The 23,107-nt window shown below is 61.3% G+C and carries 20 protein-coding genes and 1 pseudogene; 10 read left to right on the forward strand and 11 right to left on the reverse strand.

All coding sequences use genetic code 11. The features are described 5' to 3' along the window. Positions 1-3: 3 nt before the first annotated feature. A complete protein-coding gene (locus tag E5E97_RS11965) occupies positions 4-1,206 on the forward strand; it encodes a MalY/PatB family protein (RefSeq protein ID WP_118881614.1) in 1,203 nt (400 codons plus the stop codon). 27 nt (positions 1,207-1,233) lie between these two features. Here the strand turns inward: E5E97_RS11965 and E5E97_RS11970 are convergent, their stop codons facing one another. The 3 genes from E5E97_RS11970 to E5E97_RS11980 form a co-directional block, all read right to left on the reverse strand. Beyond that, entirely contained in the window at positions 1,234-2,013 is a 780-nt protein-coding gene (locus tag E5E97_RS11970) for a hypothetical protein (RefSeq protein WP_240332642.1), read from the reverse strand. A 39-nt stretch (positions 2,014-2,052) separates the two neighbouring features. After that, positions 2,053-2,340, reverse strand: a complete 288-nt coding sequence (locus tag E5E97_RS11975) for a hypothetical protein (protein WP_017409991.1) — start codon at positions 2,338-2,340, stop codon at positions 2,053-2,055. Between the two features lie 201 nt (positions 2,341-2,541). Next, positions 2,542-4,431: a PTS fructose transporter subunit EIIC gene (locus tag E5E97_RS11980; protein WP_171280290.1), complete on the reverse strand. Its 1,890-nt coding sequence runs from the start codon at positions 4,429-4,431 to the stop codon at positions 2,542-2,544. A gap of 735 nt (positions 4,432-5,166) precedes the next feature. On the opposite strand from E5E97_RS11980, the gene E5E97_RS11985 reads away from it, so the two are divergent. Continuing rightward, positions 5,167-5,316, forward strand: a complete 150-nt coding sequence (locus tag E5E97_RS11985) for a hypothetical protein (RefSeq protein WP_011705333.1) — start codon at positions 5,167-5,169, stop codon at positions 5,314-5,316. Between the two features lie 77 nt (positions 5,317-5,393). On the opposite strand, the gene E5E97_RS11990 is transcribed toward E5E97_RS11985, so the two are convergent. Further along, positions 5,394-5,900 (reverse strand): hypothetical protein, encoded by a 507-nt coding sequence (locus tag E5E97_RS11990; protein WP_171280291.1) that lies wholly within the window; start codon positions 5,898-5,900, stop codon positions 5,394-5,396. A 236-nt stretch (positions 5,901-6,136) separates the two neighbouring features. After that, positions 6,137-7,336 (reverse strand): mannose-6-phosphate isomerase, class I, encoded by a 1,200-nt coding sequence (gene manA / locus E5E97_RS11995; RefSeq protein ID WP_118881609.1) that lies wholly within the window; start codon positions 7,334-7,336, stop codon positions 6,137-6,139. 129 nt (positions 7,337-7,465) lie between these two features. On the opposite strand from manA, the gene E5E97_RS12000 reads away from it, so the two are divergent. Continuing rightward, positions 7,466-8,341: an AraC family transcriptional regulator gene (locus tag E5E97_RS12000; protein WP_005298937.1), complete on the forward strand. Its 876-nt coding sequence runs from the start codon at positions 7,466-7,468 to the stop codon at positions 8,339-8,341. Positions 8,342-8,543: 202 nt separating this feature from the next. Then, entirely contained in the window at positions 8,544-9,797 is a 1,254-nt protein-coding gene (gene icd, locus E5E97_RS12005; protein WP_011705337.1) for an NADP-dependent isocitrate dehydrogenase, read from the forward strand. Between the two features lie 52 nt (positions 9,798-9,849). Here icd and E5E97_RS12010 read toward each other — a convergent pair whose 3' ends face one another. The 3 genes from E5E97_RS12010 to E5E97_RS12020 all read right to left on the reverse strand — a co-directional run bounded on the left by E5E97_RS12010 (position 9,850) and on the right by E5E97_RS12020 (position 12,767). After that, positions 9,850-10,812, reverse strand: coding sequence for an IS1595 family transposase (locus E5E97_RS12010; protein WP_171280261.1), 963 nt, complete (start codon positions 10,810-10,812; stop codon positions 9,850-9,852). Positions 10,813-10,924: 112 nt separating this feature from the next. Next, positions 10,925-11,101: a hypothetical protein gene (locus E5E97_RS12015; protein ID WP_011705338.1), complete on the reverse strand. Its 177-nt coding sequence runs from the start codon at positions 11,099-11,101 to the stop codon at positions 10,925-10,927. A gap of 334 nt (positions 11,102-11,435) precedes the next feature. Next, positions 11,436-12,767 (reverse strand): D-serine ammonia-lyase, encoded by a 1,332-nt coding sequence (locus E5E97_RS12020; RefSeq protein ID WP_171280292.1) that lies wholly within the window; start codon positions 12,765-12,767, stop codon positions 11,436-11,438. A 298-nt stretch (positions 12,768-13,065) separates the two neighbouring features. Here E5E97_RS12020 and dsdC point away from each other — a divergent pair, with 298 nt between their 5' ends. After that, complete coding sequence (gene dsdC / locus E5E97_RS12025; RefSeq protein ID WP_118881606.1) at positions 13,066-14,019, forward strand: DNA-binding transcriptional regulator DsdC; 954 nt, start codon at positions 13,066-13,068, stop codon at positions 14,017-14,019. 21 nt (positions 14,020-14,040) lie between these two features. Here dsdC and E5E97_RS12030 read toward each other — a convergent pair whose 3' ends face one another. After that, a complete protein-coding gene (locus tag E5E97_RS12030) occupies positions 14,041-15,234 on the reverse strand; it encodes an ROK family transcriptional regulator (protein WP_060388904.1) in 1,194 nt (397 codons plus the stop codon). Between the two features lie 119 nt (positions 15,235-15,353). Between E5E97_RS12030 and E5E97_RS23420 the strand changes: the two genes are divergently transcribed. From E5E97_RS23420 to E5E97_RS12045, 4 genes and pseudogenes are all read left to right on the forward strand, one after another. Next, complete coding sequence (locus E5E97_RS23420; RefSeq protein ID WP_216368141.1) at positions 15,354-15,491, forward strand: hypothetical protein; 138 nt, start codon at positions 15,354-15,356, stop codon at positions 15,489-15,491. Further along, the gene (locus E5E97_RS12035) at positions 15,488-18,640 is read left to right on the forward strand and encodes a DUF5107 domain-containing protein (RefSeq protein ID WP_216368142.1); all 3,153 of its coding nucleotides are present in this window, start codon (positions 15,488-15,490) and stop codon (positions 18,638-18,640) included. The genes E5E97_RS23420 and E5E97_RS12035 overlap by 4 nt, the downstream gene beginning before the upstream one ends. Positions 18,641-18,769: 129 nt before the next feature. Then, positions 18,770-20,166 (forward strand): annotated as a pseudogene (locus E5E97_RS12040) (sugar porter family MFS transporter). After that, positions 20,163-21,053 (forward strand): aldose 1-epimerase, encoded by an 891-nt coding sequence (locus E5E97_RS12045; protein ID WP_118881603.1) that lies wholly within the window; start codon positions 20,163-20,165, stop codon positions 21,051-21,053. The pseudogene E5E97_RS12040 and the gene E5E97_RS12045 overlap by 4 nt, the downstream one beginning before the upstream one ends. Before the next feature lie 327 nt (positions 21,054-21,380). Here E5E97_RS12045 and umuC read toward each other — a convergent pair whose 3' ends face one another. After that, positions 21,381-22,727, reverse strand: a complete 1,347-nt coding sequence (gene umuC / locus E5E97_RS12050) for a translesion error-prone DNA polymerase V subunit UmuC (RefSeq protein WP_274382115.1) — start codon at positions 22,725-22,727, stop codon at positions 21,381-21,383. After that, positions 22,708-22,944 (reverse strand): S24 family peptidase, encoded by a 237-nt coding sequence (locus tag E5E97_RS23520; RefSeq protein WP_339354936.1) that lies wholly within the window; start codon positions 22,942-22,944, stop codon positions 22,708-22,710. Before E5E97_RS23520 ends, umuC begins: the two co-directional genes overlap by 20 nt. On the opposite strand from E5E97_RS23520, the gene E5E97_RS12055 reads away from it, so the two are divergent. After that, positions 22,936-23,100, forward strand: a complete 165-nt coding sequence (locus tag E5E97_RS12055; protein WP_157737197.1) for a DUF3283 family protein — start codon at positions 22,936-22,938, stop codon at positions 23,098-23,100. The genes E5E97_RS23520 and E5E97_RS12055 overlap by 9 nt on opposite strands. The last annotated feature ends 7 nt before the right edge of the window (positions 23,101-23,107 follow it).

Here is a 23,107-nt window from a genome sequence, read left to right on the forward strand (position 1 = left end):
GTGATGCCCAATACCGAATCCTTTGATTTTGATCGCGTCGTCGATCGCCACGGCACCTACTGCACCCAGTGGGACTATGTGGCCGACCGCTTCGGCCACGCCGACCTGCTCCCCTTTACCATCTCCGACATGGACTTCGAGACTGCCCCCTGCATTCGCCAGACCCTGGCTAGGCGCCTCGAACACGGGGTCTTTGGCTACAGCCGCTGGAATCACGACGACTTCAAGGGGGCGGTGAGCGACTGGTTCGCCAGCCGTTACGGGGCGCAGCTCGACCCTGACACCCTGGTCTACGGCCCTTCGGTCATCTACATCATCGCCCAGCTGGTGAGCCTCTGGTCGGCGCCCGGCGAAGGCGTGCTGGTGCATACCCCCGCCTACGACGCCTTCGGCAATATGCTGGCCGCCAACGACAGGGTGCTGCTGCCTTGCCCGCTCAAAAAAACAGAGGGGAGCTACCAGATCGACTGGCAATGCTTCGAGCAACAGGCGGCTCGCCCCGATTGCCGCATCCTGCTGCTCTGCAGCCCCCACAACCCCACCGGCCGGGTCTGGACGCGGGATGAGCTCTGCCGGATGGCCGCCATCTGCCAGCGCCACGGGGTCAAGGTCATCTCGGACGACATCCATATGGATGTGAGCTTTGCCCGCTACCTGCCGTGGAGCGAGGTAGCGCTGGACAATCACTGGGCGCTGGTGAGCTCGGGTTCGAAATCCTTTAATATTCCGGCCCTTGGCGGCGCCTACGCCTTTATTGCCAACGCCGAGGCGCGGGCCGGCTATCTGCTGCGGCTCAAGGCGGCCCATGGCCTCTCATCGCCCCCCATTCTCGGGGTGCTGGCCCATATCAGCGCCTATCGGGATGGCGGGGCCTGGCTTGATGCGCTCAAATCCTATCTGCATGGCAACCTCGCTCAGGTGGCGGCGCGGCTCAACGCAGTCTTCCCCGCCATCGATTATCGGGTGCCCGAGGGGACCTATCTCGCCTGGATTGATCTGCGCGGCCTTGGCATCGACTCCACCGAGCGGATGGATGCGCTGCAAACCTTGCTGGTGGAAAAATACCGGGTCGCCATCATGCGCGGCGACACCTACGGCCCAGAAGGCAAAGGCTATCTTCGCCTCAACGTCGGCTGCCCTCGCTCGAAAGTAGATAAAGGCCTCGACGCCCTTATCAGCGCACTGCAAGAGCTGCTGGTTAGATAGAACGCCGCCGCCCTCAGGCGGCGGTTGCTATTTCGAGGCAGCCTTGTCAGGCCGATAGCGGGTCTCTTCTATCTGATCAAAGCGCAGGATCAGGGTATCGCCCCCCTTGAGGCGATAGGCGCAGTGGGAAGCGTTGCAGGCGATGCGAATATGGGGCTCATCTCCCAGCAGGAGCGACTGACTATGGGCCTCTCTCTGCGGCCACTTGTCTTGCTCGAGGCGGGTGATCTGTGTTTGTGCCTCTTCAACACCTTTCACAAAGAACCAGAGCGCACCCATGACGGGGATCAATACGGATAACGACAAGAAGGCAAATTTGTAATAGTTATTCCCCATCCAAACAAATGCTCTGAAAAGAGAGGGGGCGGGGTAGCGTCCAATCTTTTTGGCTCTTTTGATCAGCCAACGATAGAACATTGAGCTTTGCCACAGCCATGTGAGATGAATTCGCCAGCGAGCGCAGATGAGTAGGGTGATCGCCACTGAAAAAATCGTGAAGATGCTACCCAATACAGGCCACATCCAGGGTTTGAGCATATTGAGAGTCGTGAGAAGGCCGAGGGCCAGCAGATAATCCGCCGGTGGAGAAAATTCGGCATAGTCGAGGTTAAACGCCAGGGTATAGCCATAGTGATAGGCCATCCCCAGGAGGTAGGTCGCTGCTGTCAGGGCAGGAATGGCTGCCACGACCAATCCCGCAAAGCGCCAAGTCGTCCCCTTTTCTTCGGGTTCCAGCTCAGCATTGCGCAATGTTTTTATATGTTGGCGAAGCCAGCACCAACGGGCGGCGGCGGTTCGGTCACTCACTGGGCGTCCCTTCACTCATCTAGTTGATACATGAATCTGTCAGAGAATGGCGCGGCTGCGAAACAGCACCTTGCCGCAGGCCAGGCAGGTGTGGCGCAAACGGTAATCGCCGGCGCCGGTCAGCGGGCTGAACAGCACCTTGTGGGAGCCGCAGGCACAGCAACTGGCGTTTTCACTGTCGTCGGTGGCGCATTCGGGATGGCGGGCGAGGTACTCGGGCAGGGTAGGTAGTTTGTCCCAGTCAGGCTGGGTCACCGCGCGATTCTTGAGAATGATGCCGGCGGTCACCAGACCCGCCAGGGTGAGCAGTACGTCCGTCAATTCCATGTTTTGCAAGGCTCCGTCCAGGTGCGGTCGCGAGGCCGGCTGGCAGGCGAAGGCACAATATGGCTCCTATCTTATCGATCCTGAGGGGGAGGGCGCTATCCCCGTTCGGGCGGCTGACGAAGGGGGTTTGCTGTTGCCTGATGCCGAGATAAAAGAAGGGGCCCAGGGCCCCTTTTGTCATATCTCTCTCAACTGCCGTTGTCAGGCCACCTGGCGCCCCGGCTGGGTGCGGGCCAGCAGCCCTTCCGGGTTGTGGATGGCTTCCCGGGTCTTGACGTCTATGACCTCGATATTAGCGAAGCGCTCCTTGTTCTTGATGGCCACGTCGTGGGCCAGGATGACGCAGCGGGCGTTGGCCACGTCCTTGGCGCTGATGCGGTTGATGATGCCGTTGGCGCCCTGGGTTTCCACTTTGAGCTTGATGCCAGCCTTGGCGGCCGCTTTTTGCAGGCTCTTGGCGGCCAGGAAGGTGTGGGCCACGCCGGAGGGGCAGGCGGTGATGGCCAGCACCTCGGCTTCCCCTTCCGCCTCGATGATCTGGTACTCCTCCAGGCGCTCGTTGCTCTCTTCGGTGTCGCTGACCGGCTTTTTCAGCAGGTTGACGATAAGGGCCGTAGTGAGGGCGCCGAGCAGGGTGCCGAGGATATAACCCATCTTGCCCTCCACCACCGGCAGCACGATCCAGCCGCCCCAGGGGGCGTGGTTGATGCTGTGCATCATGAAGCCGGTGATGTTGCCGACGATGCCGCCTGCGACGATGGCCGGGATGACGCGCACCGGGTCGGCGGCGGCAAACGGAATGGCCCCCTCGCTGATGCCGATCATGCCCATGATGGCGGCTGCCTTGCCCGCTTCACGCTCCTCTTTCTTGTAACGCTTGGGCGAGAGCAGGGTCGCCAGCGCCATGCCGAGCGGCGGCACGCAGATGGCGATGCCGACCCCGCCCATCAGCCAGGGTTGGGTGTTGACCTGGGTCTGGGCGAACAGGGTGGCCACCTTGTTGATGGGGCCGCCCATGTCAAAGGCGGTCATGCCACCGAGGATGGCCCCCAGCATCACCTTGCCAGAGCCCGCCATGCTGGAGAGCCAGTGGTTCATCCCTTCCATCATGGCGGCGATGGGGGCGCCGATGACCCACATCACGATGCCGCACACCAAGAAGGTGCCGATGAGGGGATAGATGAAGATGGAGCCGAGCGAACTCATGGAATCCGGCAGCTTGATCCGTTTGAGCTGGTTGACGATGAGGCCGGCGATAAAGCCCACCAGGATGGCGCCGAGAAAACCGGTGTGAAACTGCTGCACTGCAATCCAGGAGCCGATCATGCCGGGGGCCAGGCCCGGTTTGTCTGCCATGGAGTAGGCGATGTAGCCGCCCAGCACGGCGGTAAACAGGGTGAGCCCGGCGATGCCCATGTCGGCCATGTCCTTGAGCACGCCCGCCTCGGGCACGGCGCCCTTGCCGCTGATCATCACCGACAGCGACAGCAGCACGCCCCCCGCGACGATGAAGGGGATCATGTGGGAGGTACCAAACAGCAAATGCTGCTTGAGGGTGTTGAGCTGAGCCTTGATGCCGCGCTCCTGCGGCTCCGCCGGCTGGGCGGGTTGCGCCCGGGCGGGGGCGACAGGGGCAGCGGACGGCCCAGGTGCGGCCAGCAAGGCGAGTACCTCGGCGTGGCTGGTGGCCGCCTGCATGCTGGCGATGAAACCGGGTTCCAGCAGCTTGGTGGAGAGCTCGGCCAGCACCTCGATATGGTGGTTGGCGCCGCCCGCCGGGGAGGCAATCATGAAGAACAGCCTGGAGGGCTCGCCATCTTCGGCGCCGTAGTCGATGCCCTGGCGGCTGATGCCGACCACGATGGCAGGCTCTCGCACCGCCTCGCTCTTGGCGTGGGGCAGGGCGACCCCCTGCTCGAAGCCGGTGTTGTCCAGCTCCTCTCGCGCCCAGAGGTCGCGGACAAACTGATCCTGACTGGCTATCTTGCCGCTGGCCTTGAGCCTGGCGGCCAGTTCGACAAACAGCGCCTGCTTGTCGCGGGCCGCAAGTTCGAGGCAGATCAATCCTTCATCTATCAGGGTGGTGAGCATGGTTCTCTCCTGGCTGGTGCCGTCCGAATGGAAGTGGTCCTGTTGAAAACGGTGGTGCAACGGGTTGACCTGCCTATTGTTTCTCCCAAGTGCCTCGGCCGAAATCGGAGATATGTGCCCTTTACTGGATTTTTGTGCCGATGGCGCCTGCCTGTGACCCTGCTCGCATTTTGTCCTGCCTGTACTGGAGATCTAGTTTTTATAAAAATACATTTTAAAACAGATGGTTATTTTTAATCCGAGTGCGACTGATGACCAATAAGTGGTGAGCCTGAATGCTGCTGGTAGGTGGCGGGATGGAGATTTGTGCGCTTGAGCGGGTGGTAAAATTGTGAGCCGGTCGGCAAAAGCGGCGGCCTGGACGTGGAGGATGCTCATGATGGCGGGGTGGCAGGAAACGCAAGAAGGGGGGATGAAAAATCAGTGCATAATCGGCCGATTGAAAAGGGTGTGCGGATTTGTAGTGGTGTGAACTTAACTATTTGATAATTAATGTTTTGTATTTTCTTGGTCGGAGCGAAAAGAGGCGGTATTGCTTCCCTTTTGATGGCTTGTCGAGAGACGTTTAATCATTTTTTAGATTGCTTTTTGCATATCCAATCGTTTATTTAGTTGGACAGTTTTGGCAAACCGGAAGTCAAACCTGATGAACCGACAGGCCAACGCCCTTGATGCGGAGTGTGCCGTCAACCCGTTTTACTTGTCATGTTCACCCAGATGTAAGGAGACATCCCGATGGAAAAACTGGTCCAAGAGATCGACACCATGCGCGAAGAGTTCAAGCAACAGGAGCGCAAACAGGCCCACGACAAATGGCAGGCCAGGGTCGAAGAGCTGCAGCAGATCCGCGCTGAAGAGCCTCAGCCGGAGGCCGTGGAGGAGTAACCCCGTGGCCAGCCCGGCGCTGAGGCGCACGCGGCCCGGCAGAATGCAAAACCCCCGCCAGCACGGCGGGGGTTTTTTTATTGCGGTTCGATGGCGTTGTGGCTCTGCCATTGGCGCAGGCGCTGCTTGAGGGAACCGTCGCCGGGGGGGATGAAGTCATCCATCAGGTAGCAGCGGTTGTCGCCGCTCTTTTGAAAGTGGAGGCTGACCGTCTGCGGCTCTTTCTGGGTGTCTGAGAGGGCGAACAGATACTGCATCCTGACCGTTACCCCTTGCTCTTGCTGGTTGGCCAGGGTGAAGCTGACGGGTTCGCTCACCTCGCCATCCTGGGTGTTGATCCAGGGATCGGCATCGATGGCGCACACCTCGCCGTCGGCGTTGCAGGCGGCCTCGCTGCTCAGGACGGCGAAGAAGTCGGGGGTGAGCAGCGCCTTGAGCGGCGCCGGGTCGGCGTAATAGAAATCCTTGTGCTCGTTCCAGAATGCCTTGGCCAGCCTGAGCGCTACCCCCTTGTCACAGGCGGCATGCACCGGGCTGCCCAGCAGCGCCAGCAATAAAACGGATAGTCCGCAGTAGCCTTTCATGATGTTCTTCCTGAACTGGTGCGGGTGACTGTGGTGGCCCCGGCGAGGGTCAAGGCACAGTGATAGCCAGACGGGCATGATAGCCAACCCGGCAGAGGACGACAGCAGGATCTGATGAATTTATGCCGCACATCAAGAAATTTGTCGGCAAAGGGGAGGGGCGCGGTGGACGAGACCGCCAAAAAACAAGGGCCATCCTGGATGGCCCTTGTGGTCATGAGTCGATTTGAATCGGCTTAGCAGCGGTTGCCGGCGCGGGCGACCCGGCCCTCGGCCAGCAGCTGGTAGCGGCCGGTGGCGGCCGGGATGAAGGCGGACTGACCCTTCTCGAGACGCAGGGTGTCGTCACCGCGCTTGAGGATCACGGCCTCGTCGATGGCAAACAGGATCTCGGCGCTGGCGGTGGTGAGCTGGTGCTCGCCCGCCGGGTAGACGCTGAAGGTGAAGTCCGGCACCGGCACCTCGAAGTGCTGCACCGCCCCTTCCATGCGGGGGGCCAGCAGGATCTGGTCGTCCGGCTTGGGCAAGCAGCGGGTGCAGGCTAGAAGCTCGGCCACGTCTATGTACTTGGGGGTGAGCCCGGCGCGTAGCACGTTGTCGGAGTTGGCCATGATCTCAAGGCCGGTGCCGCGTACATAGGCGTGCGGGGTGCAGGCGTCCAGATACATCGCCTGACCGGGCTGCAGGGTCACCACGTTGAGCAAGAGCGGCGAGAAGAGCCCCACATCTCCCGGGTACTGGGCGGCCAGGCTGGTGATCAGCGCGAAGGTCTCTTCATCCTGATGAGCGGCGGCAAAGGCCAGCAGGCCCGCCAGTGCCTCCTCCTTGCGCGCCCCTTCCAGCACCAGCAGCTGGTGGAAGAAGTGCTGCAGACCCGCTTCATTCTGGCTGGCGGCGAGGGCGGCAACCAGCTCGGCAAGGGCGGGCAGCTTGACCCGCTCGAACAGCGCCAGGATGGCCGGGATGGCGCGAAAGCCGTTCATCGCCTGATAGGGGGTGAGGGCAAACACCAGCTCGGGCTTGTGGTTGGGATCCTTGTAGTTGCGGTTGGCTGCCTTGGCATCGATGCCGGCGGTCTCTTCCTTGGCAAAGCCGGCTTCGGCCTGCGCCTTGCTCGGGTGTACCTGAATGGAGAGGGCCTTCTCGGCGCACAGCACCTTGAACAGGAACGGCAGGCTGCCGAAACGGGCCTGGGTGGCGTCCCCCAGCACGGCGGCGGGGGCGTTCTCTATCAGGGTCGAGAGCTTTTGCGCCTGCCCGGCCAGCACGACCTCGGAGCAGCCGTTGGGGTGGGCACCCATCCACAGTTCGGCCTGGGGCTTGCCTGCCGGATTGGGGATGCCGAACAGGGTGGTGAGGGCGTCATGGCTGCCCCAGTCGTAGCCTTGAATCGGATTTTGCATTGACAAAAAAGAGGGCAGATCGCGACTGCTCATAAGGGATGCCTCATTTGGTGTGCAGAAAATCGGGTGCAGAAAAGGGTGGCATTGCTGCCGTGGACCGGACTATAACATGGGCGGTCGCGGGCACCGCAACCGCTTGCCTCTCTCTTGATCAGGATCAGCATGTCTCTTGTCTTCAGCCAGTTGCTCGATGGCGCCCTCCACGAGCAGGCCCCCTTCGACCAGATCTGGTTTGCCCAGGATCAGGGGGTGCCGCCCGGTTTCAGCTATCAGGTCAACTTTCCCCGTCTCGAGCTGGTGTTCAGTGGCGAGTACCGCAACCAGATCTGGGACAGGGAGCAGGGCTGCCAGGAGATCTGCATCGCCCCGGGGCAGGCGCTCTACATCCCCCCCAACGGCTGGAACAAGCCGCTCTGGACCACCGACTGCTCGGTGCTGAGCCTGCTGTTCGGCAAGCGCCAGCTGGGTTTCAGTCTGGTGAGCAAGCGGCGGGAAGACCCCGATTTCTTTGACGTGCAAAAGCACAGCATCATGGCCCGGGCCGGCCATGTGAACGAACACATACTGGCGGCACTCAACGTGCTGACCGAGGATCCCGCTCGCTCCCCCACCGACAACCACCTGTTGCAGGCGCTGCTCACCAGCGTGCGCCAGTTGCTGGCCGAGTCCACCTTCGAGCGGCCGCGGGGGGCCGAGCTGTTTCACGGGATCTGCATCTATATCCAGGAGAACTTTCACCGCCCCATCAGCCGGGATTCGATCGCCCATCGCTTCAACGTCTCGGCCAGCCACCTGTCGCACCTGTTTCGCGAGCAGGGGCACATGCGCCTGGCCGATTACATCAGTTGGGTGCGCATCGATCGGGCCAAGTTCATGCTCAAGAAATACCGCTTTCGCCTCGAAGAGGTGGCCAGCCGCTGTGGTTACAGCGATGTGAACTATTTTTGCCGGGTGTTCAAGCAGAAGACCGGGCTGACCCCCTCCCAGTACCGGGCACTCAGCCAGCCGCAGGGGCAGGCCGAGGGGCTGGCGGGATAAGCAGGGATGCTGCTGGAGCCTGTCCGAGGCAGGCGCCGGCGGGGCTGCTTCGGATCCGGAGCAGGCAGAGGGGACGCATTGTGATCCAGTGCGCGACTATGGTCTGACATGCGTGCTCGCCATTTGATTCTGCAAATGGATGGGCTTAAGATGGCCGCGCGCAACTTACAGATTGATAACAAACGGAAGTTAGGAGATGCCGATGGAAAGCAAAGTAGTTATCCCGACCCAGGGCCAGAAAATCACAGTCGATGCCAACGGCAAGCTGCAGGTTCCCAACCATCCGATCATTCCGTTTATCGAAGGGGATGGCATCGGTGTGGACGTGACCCCGGCCATGTTGAATGTGGTGAATGCCGCGGTCGAGAAAGCCTACAAAGGCGAGCGCAAGATCGCCTGGATGGAGATCTACACCGGCGAGAAGTCGACTCATGTCTATGGCGAAGGTGCCTGGCTGCCGGCCGAAACCCTGGATTTCATTCGTGAATACTGCGTGGCCATCAAGGGCCCGCTGACCACCCCGGTCGGTGGCGGTATTCGCTCCCTCAACGTGGCCCTGCGCCAGGAGCTGGATCTCTACATCTGCCTGCGTCCGGTCCGTTACTACGAGGGCACCCCGAGCCCGGTCAAGCGTCCTGATCTGACCGACATGGTGATCTTCCGCGAGAACGCCGAAGACATCTACGCCGGCATCGAGTGGAAAGCCGACAGCGACGAAGCCAAGAAGGTGATCGCCTTCCTGCAAAACGAGATGGGCGTGAAGAAAATTCGCTTCCCCGAGACCTGCGGCATCGGCATCAAGCCCATGTCCAAGGCCGGTACCGAGCGTCTGGTGCGTGCCGCCATCGAGTATGCCATCGACAACGATCGCGACTCCGTGACCCTGGTGCACAAGGGCAACATCATGAAGTTCACCGAAGGTGCCTTCAAGGATTGGGGCTACGCCCTGGCCCAGAAAGAGTACGATGCCCAGCTCATCGACGGCGGCCCCTGGTGCTCCTTCAAGAACCCGAAAACCGGCAAGACCATCGTGGTCAAGGACGTCATCGCCGACGCCTTCCTGCAACAGATCCTGCTGCGCCCGGCCGAGTATGACGTCATCGCCTGTATGAACTTGAACGGCGACTACATCTCCGACGCGCTGGCGGCCCAGGTGGGCGGCATCGGCATCGCGCCGGGTGCCAACATCGGCGACGGCGTGGCCCTGTTCGAAGCAACCCACGGCACCGCGCCGAAATACGCCGGTCAGGACAAGGTCAACCCGGGCTCCCTCATCCTCTCTGCTGAGATGATGCTGCGCCACATGGGCTGGACCGAAGCGGCTGACCTCATCATCAAGGGGATGGAAGCGGCGATCCGCAACAAGACCGTCACCTATGACTTCGAACGTCTGATGGAAGGGGCCACCCTGCGCTCCTGCTCCCAGTTCGCCCAGGACATGGTCGACCAGATGTAATCCGGGTTACTGAAATGCAAAACCGGCGCCATGAGCGCCGGTTTTTTTATGGCTATGTCCCAATTACGTGTTGCATGGGGCGCCCCAGCGCCTCATGCAAGCAACGTGAGATATTCACTTCCCGCCCATAGCGCTCCAACATCCTTCGCCAACCCAGATAATTCCTCAGATAGTGGGTCGCGACCCCATGGAACCGCTCCATCCACTCCTTCAATCGCCTGTGGTACCCGTTCACATGTTGGATGTGATATGCACCCACCACCCGCTCTCCCGCTCGATTGCGCACCACTTGGTGTGTTATCCCTTGCCCCTTGCTGAAACTCGCATACACCCCGGCACCATCGCTGCACAGGACGGCATCCGGGGCGATAAGCGGTTGAAGCACTGCCTTCACCGCCCTGGCATTCAGCCGTTCCAACTGGAAGTCAGCCAGGTGGCCTGCTCTGTCTTGCACCACCATCACCGGGATGTAATCCGGTCCTGTGCCTCGGGTACGGCCTTTACCTCCACGATGGCGGGCCGGGCGGGGCAATCCGCGCTGGCCTTTGAAGGATTCCAGGAAGAAGGTCTCATCGACCTCGACAATACCCTCTTCCCGTACCGCCTGGTGGCTAGCCATGGCCTTCAGGAAGCGGTGACGCCACAAAAAGGCGGTGTTTTTACCGACCCCACAGCGGAGCGCCGCCTGCCGGACGGTCAGACCGTCGATGAGGGCCTGTGCATAATCTTCCCAGCATTGTGGCTTGCGAAGTCGGGCGAGAGGCGTGTTCGTGAGCACGGAACTGGTGCGCAAACACTGCTTGCAGCGATAACGGCGCAGCCCTCGAGACCAGCCCCAGGGGGCCAGCAGTGTGGCCTCGGCCTGACAGTGAGGGCAGCATTGGCATGCGGGAAGTTGAGCGGCCAACGAGGTGATGGGGTGAGGGGTGGTGAGTTCCTGTTGCGCGAGACGACGCTGACGCAAAGTGAGCAATGGGAAGAGGGACAGTAGATGTTGAAAGGCTTGGGTATCCATGATGGCGGCCCTCAAGGTGATGACCTACTTCAAGGTTAGCCTTTCAACACATAACTGGGACTGAGCCTTTTTTATGGGTGATGGGCGGGTACCGATGGGGGCACCCAATGGGTCAGGTGGTCTTTTCCACGTGCTGCTGGTAGATCTGCTGCCACTTGCTGAACTCGGCCTCGTCTCCCTGGGCCTGCCAGAACTCGCAGATGGAGCTGGCGAGTTCGGATGCCATGGCGTGATCCCCATCGCGGCGACTCATCAGATATTGTCCCAGCCAGCTTTGATATTGTTTCATTGCCCGATCTCCTTATCTCGTGTGTCTTGCTGACCACCGCCAGGCTTTGTGCCGGACGGGGCCATCAGGCCACGGTTTTTCTGCATACCCGTGATGGTTGTGATCGACGGATTGGGTCGCGATCTCGCCGGATCAGGGCGCCAACGTGGGTGCAGATGTCAAAAAACGGCCACTATCGTATCACAAAATAACCAGCTTGGGGGGATTGTCGGCAATTCAGGGTGTCCAGCTGTCTGGCCGTCTGGCTTGCAAGGGGGCGAATAGCAGCGCCATCTTGCTGATCCCACACGAGAAAAACCCGCCAGTCTGGCGGGTTTTATGGCTGAAAAAAAGATCAGCGGCGGGCGCTGGCCAGGTACTTTTCCATCTCCTCGGCGGGCACCATGCCACCGCCGGTGGCCCACACCAGGTGGGTGGCCCGAGCCATTCTGGCGGCATCCAGCCCCTGACCGGCCTGCCACGCAAGGTTGGCCGCGACGCGCCACGGGCCTGCCATGCCGGCCAGCGCAGAAGGTTCGAGCTTGATCTGTTCAGCGCGGGCCAAGAGTCCCAGCAGGTCATACATCTCCTGATCGCTCAGGGTGTAGAAACCGGCCAGCAGCCGCTCCATGGCGCGGCCGACAAAGCCGGAAGCGCGCCCCACCGCCAGGCCGTCGGCCGCAGTGAGGTTGTCGATGCCAAGGTCTTGCACCGCAATGGCATCGTGCAAGCCGGTGTGGACCCCCAGGAGCATGCAGGGGGAGTGGGTCGGCTCGGCGAACAGGCAATGAACGTTGTCCCCAAACGCGAGTTTGAGGCCAAAGGCCACCCCGCCGGGGCCGCCGCCGACACCACAAGGCAGGTAGACAAACAACGGATGGTCGGCGTCCACAACAATCCCCATGTCATTAAACTGCTTTTTCACCCGCTCACCGGCTACCGCGTAGCCGAGGAACAGGGTGCGGGAGTTCTCGTCATCGATGAAGAAACAGTTGGGGTCGCGTTCGGCCTCCTTGCGCCCCTGCTCCACGGCCACCCCGTAATCCTCGGCGTATTCCACCACGATGGCGCCATGTTCGCGCAACTTGCGCTTCTTCCACTCCCGCGCATCGGCTGACATATGGACGGTGACGCGAAAGCCGAGGCGGGCGCTCATGATGCCGATGGACATGCCGAGGTTGCCGGTGGAGCCCACTGCGATGCTGTACTGGCTGAAGAAGTGGCGGAACTCGTCCGTGAACAGCTTGCGATAATCGTCCTCTTCGCAGAGCAGGCCGGCCTTGATGGCCAGCTGTTCGGCATGGGTCAGTACCTCGTAGATGCCGCCGCGGGCCTTGATAGAGCCGGAGATGGGCAGATGGCTGTCTTTTTTCAGCAGCAGCCGGCCGCTCACCTTGACCCCGTAACGGGCATTCAGGGCGCGCAGCATCGCCGGGATGGCGGCGATGTCGGATTCGATAATACCCTTGCTGGCGCGGGTCTCGGGGAAGGCTTCGCACAGATAGGGGGCGAAGCGGGCCAGGCGGGCGGAGGCATCCGCCACATCGCGGCCATCCAGTCCCACATGGGGCAGACCTTCCACCAGGGTGGTGGCCTTGGGGTTGAACCAGCTGACCGGTTCCAGCGCGATCAGGGATTGCAGCAGCGGAAACTGCTGGATGAGTTGTGATACGTCGATGTTTTTCATGGTGTTCTCGGTCTCGTCATGGAATACGGGCGTGCCGGCCAGTCATGACCGATGCCGCCTCAAGGCTGCGATAGCTGCGGCGCGCCCCGGCATGGGAATAAGCTTGGCGTTATTCAATGCCAATGAGGTGGTCGTGACAAATGATGAAATGGACGTCTTGGGTGAGTTGGGTTGATGCAAGAGCGCCCCATTCATCACAAAGTTGGCCTGGGAACGACATTGGGTGGCGTGAGCTGATGCAAGAGAGCGCTTTTTCGGTATCATCGGCGCATGTGTTGAAGGGGGCAATGGGAGCGTTATGTACCAGCAGGATCATCAGGTGGCGAGAAGCCGCATCGCAGGAAACAAGCTGCTCAACGGCTATCAGCTGGCCAGGCTGCACACCTTCGAAGCGGCAGCCAGACATGGCTCCTTTGCGCTGGCCGCCGACGAGCTGGCGCTCAGCCCGAGTGCGGTGAGCCACCGGATAAGCGCCTTGGAGGAGGATCTCGGCTTCAAGCTGTTCCAGCGCTTTCACCGCAAGGTTGCGCTGACGGCAGACGGGCAGCGGGTGTTCTGGGCGCTCACCTCATCGCTGGAGTTCATCAACCAGGAGATCCTGGAGATCCGCCATCAGGAGCTGTCGGGCACCCTGACCGTCTACTCGCGCCCCTCCATCGCCCAGTGCTGGCTGGTGCCGCGACTGGCGGATTTCTCCCGCCTACATCCCCAGATCGAGCTCAACATCATGACCGGCAACGAGAACATCAACTTGCACGGTTACGGCATCGATCTCACCCTCTATTTCGACGACAAGACCCCGGAGCGGCTCGCCATCCATCCGCTGATGGACGAGTACATGGTGCCGGTGTGCAGCCCGGAGTATGCCGAACGGCACGGGCTGCTCGGCAACCCGGCCAACCTGGCGCACTGCCGCCTGCTCCATGATCGGCAAGCCTGGGGCCATGACTCCGACGGCGACGAGTGGTCCAGCTGGGCCGAGCAGTCCGGCGTTTCGCTTTCGGCATGCAGGGCCAGCATGGGGTTTGATCGCTCCGATCTGGCCATCATCGCCGCCATGAACCACGCCGGGATCGCCATGGGACGGCAGAACCTGGTGAGCAAGCGGCTGGCACGGCGCGAGCTGGTGGCCCCCTTCCCGGACATGGCGGTGCGCTGCGCCCAGCGCTACTACATCGCCACCCTGCCCAAGTGCCAGAACCCCAAGGCGCAAGCCTTCATCGACTGGGCCTGCCAGCAGGCGGGGGACTGAGTCAGCCCTTGTGCAAACAGACTAGCGAGGCTGTACCAGGGCACGTTCCACATAGAGATAGCCAATCCCCATCACCTGCTGGGCGCGGCTGAGCTGACCAAAGCGGATGTGGGTGGCGTTGACGGCATCGCTGCAGTCGAACGGGTTGGCACCGGTCTGATGGATGATGGTCTGCAGCCACTCCTCGCCAAAGCCGCAACTGCGGCCATAGAGCCAGATACGGTTGATGTTGAGGATGTTGAGGAAGTTGTAGAGGCTCAGGCCAATGGCGCGGGCTCCTTCGTCCACCATGGCCCGGATCATGGGATCCCCCTGATGGTAACGTGCCAGCAACTGGGCTGTGCCGACACGCCCCTCCGCCAGCGCAGCGGGATCCGCCCCCTGCTGCTTGAGAAAGACCCGGGCCCGCTTCTTGATGGCCGAGAGGGAGGCGACCGTTTCCAGACAGCCGTAGCGGCCACAGGCACAGGCGCTGCCGTCCGGGTTGATGATGGTGTGGCCGATCTGGCCGCTGCCAAACAGGGCTCCCCGGTAGATCTGGCCGTTGATGATGAAGGCTGAACCGATCCCGTAATCGACGTTGATGACGCAAAAATCGCCGACGTTTTCCGCCCCCTGCCATTTCTGGGCCAGCGCCAGCATGATGCAGTCGTTGTCCACCATCACCTCGCAGCCGAGGCGCTCCTCCAGCAGATATTTGAGCTCGACCGGCGCGTGCCAGGGGGCTTGCGGCATGGTCTGCGACACCCCGCTGGCCGGGTTGACCTGACCGTGTACCGCAATGGCCAGCCGGATCGCCAGCCCCTTGTGGCGGCGCTTGTGCTGGTAGTAGCAGGCCTCGATCAGGCGCAGCAGCTCGTCCGGGGTTTGCGGCGCAATTTTCTGACCGGCGTAGTCATCGAGGGGGGTGATCAGGTTGTCCACCAGAATGCTCTCCAGACTGGTGGGGCTGATATTGAGGCAGAGGATTGCCCCCTGACCGCTGGCGATGCGGTAGCTGCCACCATTGATGCCGCGCTGGGAGAGGTTCTGGTCGCTGTGGCTGATGGCCCCTTCGGCGACCAGCTCGTCGAGGATCTTGCTGACCGCCGGAATGGAGAGCTCGCAATGGCGCGCCAGGGTGGACTTGCTCGCCTCCTTGAGCTGGTAGAGCAGGGCCAGCAGCACCTGCTTGTTGTGGTGGCGTACCTTCTGGTTGTTCAACCCTGTGCTCATCACTTCACTAAACTCCGCTTACTGTATTGCGTGATCTTTAGGCAATTAATGGTGGTTTAACCATTCTAATCTGGTCTCACTGAAATTTTTACTAACAAGTATTAAGTGAGGCGAGATTGATGAGAGCTGATGTCAAGGTCTGGGTCGAACCCATCACCCTGCCGACCTACGAGGTGGGCGCCGAAGATCCCAACCCCATGTTTCTCGAGAAGCGGGTCTATCAGGGCTCCTCGGGGGCGTCTATCCCTATGGGGTGATCGATACTCTTACCGGCCAGAAGCAGATGAAGCCCTATCGGGCGGTCTGGCTGGAGAACGACTTCATCAAGGTGATGCTGTTGCCGGAGCTGGGCGGTCGCATCCACCGTGCTTACGACAAGGTGATGCAGCGGGATTTCGTCTATTACAACGAAGTGATCAAGCCCGCTCTGGTGGGGTTGGTAGGGCCCTGGATCTCCGGCGGCATCGAGTTCAACTGGCCGCAGCACCACAGGCCCACCACCTTCATGCCGGTGGACTTCACCATCGCGGAGCAGGAGGGCGGCGCCAAGACCGTCTGGCTTGGCGAGGTGGAGCCGATGCGCGGTTTGCAGGTGATGGCGGGGTTCACCCTCTACCCCGACAAGGCGCTCATCGAGATCACCGGCAAGGTGTTCAACGGCAACGACACACCGCGCCACTTCCTCTGGTGGTCCAACCCGGCAGTGAAAGGGGGCGATGCCCACCAGAGCGTCTTCCCGCCCGACGTCACCGCCGTCTACGACCACGGCAAGCGCGACGTCAGCGCCTTCCCCATCGCCCGTGGCACCTACTACAAGGTGGACTACTCCGCCGGAGTCGATATCTCCCGTTACCGCAACATTCCGGTGCCCACCTCCTACATGGCGGACAAGTCCGACTACGACTTCGTCGGCGCCTACTGTCATGACGAGCAGGGCGGCCTGTTGCACGTGGCGGATCACCATGTGTCGCCGGGCAAGAAGCAGTGGAGCTGGGGCAACTGCGATTTTGGTCTGGCCTGGGATCGCAACCTGACCGACGACAACGGCCCCTACATCGAGCTGATGACCGGGGTCTATACCGACAACCAGCCCGACTTCACCTGGCTGGATGCCGGTGAAGAGAAGGTGTTCGTGCAAAACTTCCTGCCCTATAACACCCTTGGCACTCTGCAAAACGCCAATACCCGCGCCGCCATCAAACTGGAGCGTAGCGATGACGGCCTCGTCTGCGGGGTATATGCGGTGGCGCCGCTTCGCGGGGCCAGCTTCGAGGTAAGCGACGAGGGGGGCGTGCTGTTTACGCAACCTCTGGATCTGCAGCCGGGTCAGGCCTGGCTGGAGCCGTTCGCCATCACCAGCGAGGGGCGTTTGCAGGCACGCCTGCTGGATGAGCAGGGCCAGACGATCCTGAGCTATCTCGAACACCTGCCTGTGGGCGAAGCCCTGCCGGATCCCGCCACCGCGCCGGAGCCTGCCGTCAATCTCGACTCGGTCGACGAGCTCTACTTCATCGGCCAGCATCTGGAGCAGTATCTGCACGCCAGCCGCTCGCCCTTTGATTACTACCAGCGGGCGCTGGAGCTGGATAGCGGCGACTATCGCTGCAACCTGGCACTGGCGACCCTGGAGTACAACCGTGCCAACTACAAGCAGGCGCTGGTCTACGTCAATCAGGCGCTGACCCGGGCCCATCGGCTCAACAAGAACCCCCAGTGTGGCAAGGCCTGCTTGCTGCGCGGCCATATCGAGGAGCGACTCGGCCAGTTCGATGCCGCGTTTGATGATTTTTACAAGGCGACCTGGAGCGGTAACTGTCGTGATGGCGGCTTTCTCGGGCTGGCCCGTATCGCTATGGTGCGCCGCGATGCCTCGCAGGCGCTGCAATTTGTTGAGAAGAGTCTTGCCGTCAACGGTACCCACTACGGCGCCATCGCCCTCAAGGGGTTGGCTCTGCTGGAGTCTGGCCTGCGAGAGGTGGCCATCGCCTATATCGACGAGCAGCGAGTCCGCTATCCGCTTCACTATCAGCTGGCCTTCCTGTGCTGGCTGGCGAGCGAGCAGACAGCCGATCGCGACGCGCTGGTCCGTCTTTGCAACGGGCGTGGCACCAACCTCTGCTTCCTCACCAGCGAACTGCTGAGCTGGGGGCGCCCCGAACTGGCCAGCAAGCTGCTGGCAGCCCTGCCGATGGAGGAGACCCTGCCGCTGCTGTTCGAAGCGAGCTTGCTGGCCGCGGGGCCGGAGCAGGAGGCGCTGCTGCAACGGGCCGAACAGGCCTTTGGCCGCAAGGTACGCTTCCCCAACACCCTGGGCGAGGTGGCCATGCTGGCGCAGCTTTCCCACAGCTGGTTTGCCAGCTATCTGCTGGGCTGCTTTCACTACAGCAAGCGCAACTACGAGCAGGCGATTGCCCTGTGGCAGCGGGTGTGCGAGCAGGAACCGGACTTTGCCCCGGTCTGGCGCAACCTCGGTATCCACCACTTCAACAAGGCGGGTGATATGGCGGCGGCCGAGCAGTGTCTGCGCCGCGCCTTTTCCCTCAAGCCGGACGATGCCCGCCTGTTGTTTGAACTGGATCAGTTGCACAAACGCTGCGCCATGGCACCCGCAGAGCGGCTGGCCCTGCTGGAGGCGCACCGTGCGGTCGCTCTCAAGCGCGATGATCTGACCGCCGAACTGCTCAGCCTCTATCACATTACCGGTCAGCTGGATGCTGCGGCCGAGATCTTGCGGCTGCGCGAATTCCACCCCTGGGAGGGGGGCGAGGGCAAGGTGACCGGTCAGTACCTCATCAACCAACAGCGCCGGGCGTTGGTGTTGATGACGCAGGGACGCCACGAGCAGGCTATTCCGTTGCTGCAACAGGCGCTGCACTACCCCCTCAATCTGGGAGAGGGGCGTCTGGTTGGACAAACCGACAACGACATCCACTACCTGCTGGCGCTCTGCCATCTGGCCTGTGACAACCAGAGTCTGGCGGCCCAGTGCCTGCAACTGGCCTGCCTCGGCCAAGGATCGCTCGGGGCCAGCCGCTACTACAACGATCAGCCGGTGGATTACCTCTTCTATCAGGGCCTGGCACTGGCGCGTCGTGGTCGGGTTACGGAGGCGCTGCGTCTGTTTGAAGGGATGGTCGGCTGGGCCGAGCAGGCAATGGATGAGTCGGTCGAGGCGGACTTTTTCGCCGTCTCGCTGCCGGATCTCATCGTGCTGGATGACGACCCGCAGCACAAACACCGTCAGCACTGCCTGCTGGTCCGGGCTCTCGGCCAGTTGGGGTTGGAGCAGCGCGAAGCGTGTGCCCAGACCCTGCGCGAGCTGCTCACCCTCAACCCGGCTCACGACAAGGGGCAGCTGTTCGCCCTGATCTGCCGCGAGCTGTCACTCAATCCATCACAGCCATAACAACAACGGGCGCCCCGCCACGGTACGGGGCGCCACTGCACCCTACAATCGACAAGATAATAAGGATGAGTCATGGAACACACTCAACATCGCTCGGATACGCACCGGCTCAACATGGGCTACGTCTGGATGATCTGCCTGGTGGCCGCCTGCGGTGGCCTGCTGTTTGGTTACGACTGGGTGGTCATCGGCGGGGCAAAGCCCTTCTATGAGGCCTATTTCTCCATCACCGACCCGGCCCAGTCCGGCTGGGCCATGAGCTCGGCGCTGGTGGGCTGCGTGCTGGGGGCCGCCATCTCCGGCTGGTCGGCGGATCGCTTCGGCCGCAAGAAGCCGCTGATCCTGGCCGCCATCCTGTTCACCATCTCGGCATGGGGTACAGCAGCTGCCAGCAACTTCGATCTGTTTGTTATCTATCGTATCGTGGGGGGATCGGCATCGGTCTGGCCTCCGCCCTCTCGCCCATGTACATCGCCGAGATAAGTCCGGCCGACAAGCGAGGCAAGTTCGTCGCCATCAACCAGCTCACCATTGTCATCGGTGTGCTGGCGGCCCAGCTGGTCAACCTGATGATCGCCGATCCGGTCGCGAGCAATGCCACTCAGGCCGATATTCTGGCGACCTGGAACGGCCAGTCCGGCTGGCGCTGGATGTTCGGGGCCGAACTGGTACCTGCGCTGGCGTTTCTGGTACTGATGTTCTTCGTGCCGGAGTCACCGCGCTGGCTGGCCAGAGATGGCCAGTATGAGCAGGCGGCCCGCATGCTCGGCAAGATTGGCGGGGATGCCTATGCCAAGCAGACGCTGGCCGAGATCCGCCAGACCCTGGTGGGGGAGTCGGCGCACAAGGTATCGCTGGCGGAGCTGGGCAAGCCCTCGGTGCGCCCCATCCTCATCATCGGCATGGTGCTGGCGGTGTTCCAGCAGTGGTGCGGCATCAACGTCATCTTCAACTACGCGCAGGAGATCTTTGCCTCCGCCGGGTTTGACATCAACAGCACCCTCAAATCCATCGTCGCCACCGGCCTTATCAACCTGCTGTTTACCCTGATTGCGCTGCCCATGGTGGACAAGCTTGGCCGTCGCAAGCTGATGCTGATTGGCTCGGCGGGGCTGACCATCATCTACGGCATGATGGCGGCGGCCTATGCCACAGGCGTATTGGGGCTGCCGGTGTTGCTGCTGGTATTGGCGGCCATCGCCATCTATGCCCTGACGCTGGCGCCGGTCACCTGGGTGCTGCTCTCTGAAATCTTCCCGAACCGGGTGCGCGGACTGGCCATGTCGGCCGGAACCCTGGCGCTCTGGATCGCCTGCTTCGTGCTGACCTACACCTTCCCGCTGCTCAACGCCGGGCTGGGGGCCGCGGGCAGTTTCCTGCTCTACGGCCTTATCTGTTTCGCCGGGCTTATCTTCATCTACCGCAAGGTGCCCGAGACCAAGGGAGTAACGCTGGAGGCGTTGGAAGCCCAGCTGGCCCAGGGCAAGGTGGAGTTGACGCCGACCAAGGCGAGCGCCTCGGCATGACGGTATACACATTGAGCAACCCGCATCTTCGGATGCGGGTTTCAACCCAAGGGGCCTGTGTGCTGGGGCTGGAGGATGAGCAGGGGCGCCCGCTGCTGCGCGATACCGGCCCCAATGTTACCTGTGAGCTCGGGCAATGGCATCCCGGCGAAAGCGCCCTCTTTCCCATGGTGCCGCTGGCCAACCGGGTGGCAGGCAATCGTGTTGAGTTGTGGGGGGAGGAGCATCGCTTGCCAGAAAGCCCCGTCGATCCCGACTTCTTCCTGCATGGCGATGGCTGGCTGCTGCCATGGCAGCGGGTGGCAGGTTCAGCCAGTTCGGTGACGCTGCAGCTCGACAGCCAATGCGGCCCTTTTCACTATCGGGCCGAGATTCACTATCGGCTACAGGGGGTGAGCCTGCTGGCACGCATCAGTTTGACCCATCTGGGGGAGGCGCCCTGCCTCTACGGCGTGGGTTTTCACCCCTTCTTTTGGCGCGATGAGCAGACAAAGATTCGCTTTCTGGCGAGCGGCGTCTGGCAGGAGGGGGCGGATCATCTGCCGACCGACTGGTCGAGCAGACTGGCGCCCCACCTCGACTTTCGCCAGTGGCAGCGCCCGCAAGGGTGGCTCAACCACTGTTACGGTGGTTGGCATGGCATGGCCGAGCTGGAGCACCCCACCCGCCGGCAACGGTTGAAGGTGGTCAGCGACGCTTCTTTCCTGATGCTCTATCAGCCGGATGACGCGAGCGGTTTTGTTTGTCTTGAGCCCCAGAGCCACGCAGCCAATGCCCACCACCTGGCCGGTCACCCCGGCCTGCGGCTGCTGCAGCGCGGTGACACCATGAGCATCGCGATGACCATCACCCTGATGCCAGCGTTGATAGATGGTTGCCAGGCGTAACGGGATTGGCGGCTAGATTGTGCGGTTGGGTGTTTGCTGAAAACAGAGGAATAAAAAAGGGCCACCTCTTGCGAGGTGGCCCTTTCCAAACGTTTGGGCTGGGGGATGTTGAACCTAATGACTAACCAATTGATCTTAAATTAAAATCGCCAATTCAGAAAATTCATGTATGCCTAACCGTATGCCTAACATCAGAACTTCTGCAATAACATAGTGTTATCTGGGCTGGAATGGTCATATGTGGTTAATTGGCCGTGGAGGAAATTTTAACTCTCACCTTTCTCAAAAGGTAACTGACTCTTGCGAAAGTTGGCGCTCTCTGTTGTATCAGTTCCTCGTTTGGAAAAAAATTTCCCGTCCAAAATTTACCTGTCCAGCGAGCTTTGAATAGACTGTTTCAATCTTCTGTGGCTTGTACCTCGCCACCGGCAGGTCCTCCCAGCTGGTGGTGTAACAGGGGCTCAGGTGCTCTTGTCGCATCATCCACTCAGGCGACCCCGTGCCTTGGCTGGCAAATCCTACGCGCCCCAATCCCTTGGCTTTGATCTGGTCCATCACTGCCATCAGCGCATCCGATTGAGCGGATGACGGGGCAAGCAGATCGGCCTGTTGTTGCCCCTTGGGGGTGAACTCACTCAGCATGACACCTCCCTTCTGATAGCGGTAACCGTCGCGCCAAATCTGCGGTAGCAGCGCGTTCACTTGCTGCAGCAACAACCGGGTGTCATCGCTAGGGCAGACCAGTCGGACGCCAGCCTGCTCACTGTAGTAAGGCGCTCGTTCGTCAAAGGGGCTGGTTCGCACGAACAGGTGCACCCGCTGGCAACACATCCCCTCGGCCCGCAGCTTCTCGGCAGCTCGAGCCATAAAGCCTGACAACGCTTGAGCCATTTCCCCACTGTCGGTCACGCGCTCACCAAAGGAACGGCTCGAGAGGATCTGCTGCTTCGCCACCGGTTCAACGGTCAGCTCCGCACAAGGCTGGCCACGTAGCTCCTGTACGATCCGCTCGACCACCACGCCGTATTGGGCGCGCAACCCTTTGGCATCACCGGCCACCAAGTCAGCCACGGTGTTGATGTCTTGCGCCACCAACTTGGCCCCCAAGCGCCGCCCTATGCCACACACCTCACCCACCGGGGTGATGGCCATCAGCCGGGCGCGGCGCAGCTCGTCATGCAAGTCCACGACGCCGCCTGTGGCAGGCCACTTCTTGGCAGCATAGTTGGCCAGCTTGGCGAGGGTCTTGGTGGGGCCGATCCCGACACCTACCGTTAGGCCGGTCCACTGCCACACTCGCTGCCGTATCTGTTGTCCATACACCGTCAGATCCCCGGCAAACGACTCTGACAGAGACAGGAATGCTTCATCGATGGAGTAGACCTCCAGCTCGGGGGCCATGGTCTCCAACGTGCTCATGACCCGGCCAGACATATCGCCATAGAGCGCGTAGTTGGAGCTGAACGCCACACCGCCATGCGCCTCGAACTGCTCGCGGATCTTGAAGTAGGGCCCGGCCATCTTGATGCCCATCGCCTTTGCCTCGGGGCTGCGCGACACCACGCATCCATCGTTGTTGGAGAGTACCACGATCGGGCGGCCACGCAGCTCAGGGCGAAACAGCCGCTCACAGCTGGCGTAGAAGTTGTTTACATCAACAAGCGCTATGGCCATTACGCTGCCTCAGATTGCCAATCACATGGGTGAACACCCCGAACAGCTTAAGGGAGAGACTCATGAAAGGGTCGATAGGCGCGAACGCCGGATTGGCTGGCAACAGCCGCAGCCTCGGCTTGAGTTGTAAGGTCTTGACCGTGAAGCTGCCATCGAGTAGTGCAATCACCACATCACCATGGCGCCTACAAATAACAAAGAAGTCAGTATGAGTCACAATCTGTGTGCCCTACCGAAAGAGCAGCAAGAACGGGTCGAGGTCGAGAAGGCCGCCGCATATGCGGTATGGAAGGAGCGCAACGGCCAGCTGGCCGTGGTCGTGAGTGAGCCAAAACCACGCCAAGAGAGAGTTCGGGAGCGGGTGGTGTGGTAAAAGTGGG

The sequence above is a fragment of the Aeromonas sp. 2692-1 genome (assembly GCF_013085505.1).
GTDB classification, from domain to species: domain Bacteria; phylum Pseudomonadota; class Gammaproteobacteria; order Enterobacterales; family Aeromonadaceae; genus Aeromonas; species Aeromonas hydrophila.

Coding starts and splice junctions, on each gene's coding strand:
- E5E97_RS11965 (WP_118881614.1), top strand. CDS start 4: ATGCCCAATACCGAATCCTTTGATTTTGATCGCGTCGTCGATCGCCAC.
- E5E97_RS11975 (WP_017409991.1), bottom strand. CDS start 2,340: ATGGAATTGACGGACGTACTGCTCACCCTGGCGGGTCTGGTGACCGCC.
- E5E97_RS11980 (WP_171280290.1), bottom strand. CDS start 4,431: ATGCTCACCACCCTGATAGATGAAGGATTGATCTGCCTCGAACTTGCG.
- E5E97_RS11985 (WP_011705333.1), top strand. CDS start 5,167: ATGGAAAAACTGGTCCAAGAGATCGACACCATGCGCGAAGAGTTCAAG.
- E5E97_RS11990 (WP_171280291.1), bottom strand. CDS start 5,900: ATGAAAGGCTACTGCGGACTATCCGTTTTATTGCTGGCGCTGCTGGGC.
- manA (WP_118881609.1), bottom strand. CDS start 7,336: ATGAGCAGTCGCGATCTGCCCTCTTTTTTGTCAATGCAAAATCCGATT.
- E5E97_RS12000 (WP_005298937.1), top strand. CDS start 7,466: ATGTCTCTTGTCTTCAGCCAGTTGCTCGATGGCGCCCTCCACGAGCAG.
- icd (WP_011705337.1), top strand. CDS start 8,544: ATGGAAAGCAAAGTAGTTATCCCGACCCAGGGCCAGAAAATCACAGTC.
- E5E97_RS12010 (WP_171280261.1), bottom strand. CDS start 10,812: ATGGATACCCAAGCCTTTCAACATCTACTGTCCCTCTTCCCATTGCTC.
- E5E97_RS12015 (WP_011705338.1), bottom strand. CDS start 11,101: ATGAAACAATATCAAAGCTGGCTGGGACAATATCTGATGAGTCGCCGC.
- E5E97_RS12020 (WP_171280292.1), bottom strand. CDS start 12,767: ATGAAAAACATCGACGTATCACAACTCATCCAGCAGTTTCCGCTGCTG.
- dsdC (WP_118881606.1), top strand. CDS start 13,066: ATGTACCAGCAGGATCATCAGGTGGCGAGAAGCCGCATCGCAGGAAAC.
- E5E97_RS12030 (WP_060388904.1), bottom strand. CDS start 15,234: ATGAGCACAGGGTTGAACAACCAGAAGGTACGCCACCACAACAAGCAG.
- E5E97_RS23420 (WP_216368141.1), top strand. CDS start 15,354: ATGAGAGCTGATGTCAAGGTCTGGGTCGAACCCATCACCCTGCCGACC.
- E5E97_RS12045 (WP_118881603.1), top strand. CDS start 20,163: ATGACGGTATACACATTGAGCAACCCGCATCTTCGGATGCGGGTTTCA.
- umuC (WP_274382115.1), bottom strand. CDS start 22,727: ATGGCCATAGCGCTTGTTGATGTAAACAACTTCTACGCCAGCTGTGAG.
- E5E97_RS12055 (WP_157737197.1), top strand. CDS start 22,936: ATGAGTCACAATCTGTGTGCCCTACCGAAAGAGCAGCAAGAACGGGTC.